We start from the raw sequence: 3,875 nt of genomic DNA, 5'->3' as shown, positions 1-3,875 counted from the left end.
CTCAAGCTCCATGAAGTGGATCTGACCCGGGGCGCGGTGCTCGAACGCGGCTGCGTCTATCTCGTGCCCCTTCAGGAAAGCCTCGATTTACCCGAGGCGGTCAGCGCCTCGGCCAATCCCAAAAGCTCCACCGGGCGGCTCGATGTCTTTACCCGCGTCATCGGCGACCAAGCCCGCGGCTTCGACCAGATGCCGGCGGGCTACAAGGGACCGCTTTATCTGGAAATCAGCCCGCGCACGTTTCCGGTGTTGGTGCGCACCGGCTCGCGCCTGAGCCAGATGCGGTTCCGCTCCGGCGATACGCGGCTCAGCATTGCCCAGCATCAGGCGCTCCACGCGGAGACGCCGCTGGTCTTCAACAATAATGCCCCGGTGGGCGACGGCGTGGCACTGTCCATCGATCTTCGGGGTGAAGGGCGCAACGGGCTTGTCGGCTTCCGTTCGCGCCGGCACACCGCCGTGGTCGATGTCGACAAGAAGGCGGCGCTGGATGTGCTGGACTTCTGGGACCCGCTGGTCAATCGCGGCCGGGCAGAGTTGATCCTGGACCCCGACGAATTCTACATCCTGGTAAGCGACGAGGCGGTGCATGTGCCGCCCACCCATGCCGCCGAAATGGTGCCGTTCGACCCGTTGGTGGGCGAGTTCCGCGTCCACTATGCCGGGTTTTTCGACCCCGGCTTCGGCCATTCCGCCGCCGGAGGCACCGGCAGCCGCGCGGTTCTGGAAGTGCGCAGCCGCGAAGTGCCCTTCCTGCTCGGCCATGGCCAGACCATCGGGCGTCTTATTTATGAAACCCTGGCCGAGCCGCCGGACCGGCTCTATGGCGCCGGCCTGGGATCGAACTACCAGGCCCAGACGCTCAAGCTCTCCAAGCATTTCAAGCCTTATGAAGGCTAAGCGCGGCGGCGGGCCACGCCATCGCATGGCGCGGCAGGCAAAGCCTTCGGGAAGAGCTTGACGCCTTCCTCAATTTCCCGCATCTATCGCGCCGACGCGGGTGTAGCTCAATGGTAGAGCAGAAGCTTCCCAAGCTTACGACGAGGGTTCGATTCCCTTCACCCGCTCCAGCGATCTTTCCAACCAGATGCAGCACCGTACAGGAACCCCAGCATTTCCGGGGATTTCAGCCTCGCGCGCGCGTAGGCATGTACGGCGAGGTCCAATGACAGCCAGCTAATTTTGCGGTAGCGTTGACGGTATCGAACCCGCCGTGTTGGAGCCGATACCGTAATGCCGTTGACCGACATCCAGATTCGTAACGCCAAGGCAGCCTCCAAACCAAGGAAGCTGGCCGACAGCGAAGGCCTTTATCTTTACGTGTCGACAACCGGCTCAAAATCCTGGCGATTGGATTATAGCTATTTCGGAAGGCGTAAGACACTTACCTTCGGCACCTATCCAACCCTGTCCTTGGGGGAGGCACGAGACCGGATGCGTGAGGCAAAAAGGCATCTTTCCGAAGGGATCGATCCGTCTTTGGCCAAGAAAAGGCAGCAACTTGCTGCAAAAGCTGCCGCCGGAGATACCTTTGGAGCCATAGTCGATGAGTTCATCGACAAACTCCGCCGGGATAAGCGCGCCGAGCCCACTATCGTCAAGAACGAGTGGATGTTGAAAAGCCTCTCAAAGAAGCTAACACCGTATCCGATTACGCAGATTACCGCGCGCGATGTTCTAGATGTCCTCAGCCGGGTTGAAAAAAGTGGTCGCGTGGAGAGCGCGCTGGCTACCCGCGCGGCCATTGGCCGAGTCTTTCGTTATGCCATTGCGACAGCGCGAGCCGAAGCTGATCCCACCTCCGCGCTCAGGGGCGCCCTGCAACGGCATGTCCCCACCAGCCATGCAGCCCTAACCTCGCGCGAGGACATGGGCGGGCTGATGCGCGCCATTTATAGCTATAAAGGCTGGCCTTCTTTAGTCGGCGTCCTGAAAATGCAGGCCATTTGTTTTGCGCGCCCAGGCGAGACCCGCACCATGGAATGGGCCGAACTGGATCTCGATAAGGCTGTTTGGACGATCCCCGCGGCTAAGACAAAAATGCGCCGAGAACATCAAGTGCCACTTTCCCATCAGGCAATGGCGGTCATAGAGGACATGAAGGTGTACTTCGGCGACAAGCCTCACGTGTTCCCCTCAATGATGTCCGGGAAGAAGCTACTGTCAGAAAACTCAATGAATTCCGCATTGCGGCGCATGGGTGTCGGTAGCGCAGAACACACTGCGCACGGCTTTCGGTCCACCGCAAGCACGATCCTCAACGAGGCCGGAGAATTCAGCGCCGATGCCATTGAGGCTCAACTCGCCCATCTTGATACCCGCGCAGTCCGACGCATTTACAACCGCTCGACCTATTGGGAAGAGCGGGTACGTATGATGCAGTGGTGGGCCGATCTTCTCGATGAAGTGCGACTGGGGTAAACGATTGAACGTGACGTCCTGCCCGTCCACGGCTGAGGCAAATGTGCCAAAGATATCTGCCGCCCAATCGCCGCTGCAAACTGTAGCCTTGTGGCCCAATTTGTCTCTCAGTTCACCATGAATGGAGTGACCGCTTAGCGCCCCAATGCGGTCATTAGAAGGGTGATTTCGAACTCCCCAAAGCGGCCGTCCTTTGGCTGCAACTCGCGTGTCTTTGCAGGGCTGGGTAGCCGGCCGACAGCTGCAAGCTAGGAACTGGTCGAAGCAGACATTCTTAATCGCACGCGCCATCGCTCGCTCGGTTTTGCCTCATAGCGCAAGGCCGTTCCAGCGAGCGAAGGGTTGGTTCTAGAACCTCTCCGAAGCCTGATGAGGGCGAGCTGAAATTTTAGTCGCGACCACCTCAATTTTTGCACGGACTTCCGGAATGAGCCAGTTTCTAAGCGCCAGATGAACGACAGTCTCGAGTTCAAGCTTAGAAGAATCCTGCAGCTGCGCAGCACTGCCGCCGCCCATTCCACCAAACTCATTGAGCATTAGCCCGGAGCCGTGGGCTATCCGTGACCGCAATTTGTAGAACTGGTGCTTTTCTTCTTCGTGGCCAGGAACCGCCTCATCGAGCAGAATGCGAAAGCCGCGAACCACACCGTCAATATTCCCGCATTGAGGACATTCGTGGTCCACGGCTTTAGGAGCGATAGCTTCCAGGGCAGTGACAAGCGCAACCAGCCCAGCGGAGTCGGAGATGTGCTCCAACTCGGGGTATCGGCCGTACCAATGCGCTGCGACGTCGAACGCGTCTCGATCCGCCTCGCTCATGGCATGATAATTGTCGAGCATCTCATCGATATTGTCGGGCAAGGTGAACCCCCCGAGATTGTCGACCCGCCCCTGATAATAGGCATCGGCTTGAATTTGCCGGATAGCGGGCATCTCCTTGATGTCGAGGAAGCCCGCACCTGAGGGCACTGGATACGTGTATCCTTTCTGCGCGTAATATGATCCGCCTGACGGCGTCATCACCCAGTCTTTCTCCACTGAGCGGGGCGTAGGAAAAATATGGGCGTCGGCCAACGCATTGAGCAGCGAGATGAGCTTGGCCGTTGCGACGGCCCGTCTTCTACTGTCGATGGCGATGTGCTCGGTCCCTAGGTAATTAAACTCGAGAATGAAGGGCCACTTGCCATAGAATTCTCTCGGTTTGGGGGCATCTGTGTGGACAGGAACGATCTGGAATTCGTTCCGGTATCGGTAGGCCCCGACAATCTTGATGTCGCTGAACGCGTGCTGGCGGATGTGGAAGAGCTGCGAGGTCAATAACAGAACCTCTAGGGCCGCCTCTATGGCATCAATGTCATTGTCACGCAGGCTGGGTCCGGCTTTCGCGTCCAGGAGCCTGCGTGTTGATTGTCGCCAGGAACTGACCCGGGATTGTCATTGAGAAGTGACCCGGT

Annotated in this window: 3 protein-coding genes and 1 tRNA gene; 3 read left to right on the top strand and 1 reads right to left on the bottom strand. The window is 58.7% G+C overall.

The annotated features are described in order from the left end of the window. The 3 genes from VDP82_RS15240 to VDP82_RS15230 form a co-directional block, all read left to right on the top strand. Positions 1-900 (top strand): 2'-deoxycytidine 5'-triphosphate deaminase (locus VDP82_RS15240; RefSeq protein ID WP_323015681.1); only part of this gene is annotated, 900 nt, incomplete at its 5' end. 96 nt (positions 901-996) lie between these two features. Beyond that, positions 997-1,070: transfer RNA gene (locus tag VDP82_RS15235), tRNA-Gly, on the top strand. A 163-nt stretch (positions 1,071-1,233) separates the two neighbouring features. Further along, a complete protein-coding gene (locus VDP82_RS15230; protein ID WP_323015680.1) occupies positions 1,234-2,421 on the top strand; it encodes a tyrosine-type recombinase/integrase in 1,188 nt (395 codons plus the stop codon). Positions 2,422-2,769: 348 nt separating this feature from the next. Here the strand turns inward: VDP82_RS15230 and VDP82_RS15225 are convergent, their stop codons facing one another. Beyond that, positions 2,770-3,738 (bottom strand): hypothetical protein, encoded by a 969-nt coding sequence (locus VDP82_RS15225; RefSeq protein ID WP_323015679.1) that lies wholly within the window; start codon positions 3,736-3,738, stop codon positions 2,770-2,772. Between the last annotated feature and the right edge of the window lie 137 nt (positions 3,739-3,875).

Source organism: Devosia sp. (genome assembly GCF_034675085.1).
GTDB lineage: Bacteria > Pseudomonadota > Alphaproteobacteria > Rhizobiales > Devosiaceae > Devosia.
Note: the sequence above shows the minus strand (reverse complement) of the source record. Positions and strands in the feature narration are given on the sequence as shown.

Excerpts from the sequence above, each read along its gene's own strand:
- VDP82_RS15230 (WP_323015680.1), top strand. The coding sequence starts at position 1,234 with ATGCCGTTGACCGACATCCAGATTCGTAACGCCAAGGCAGCCTCCAAA.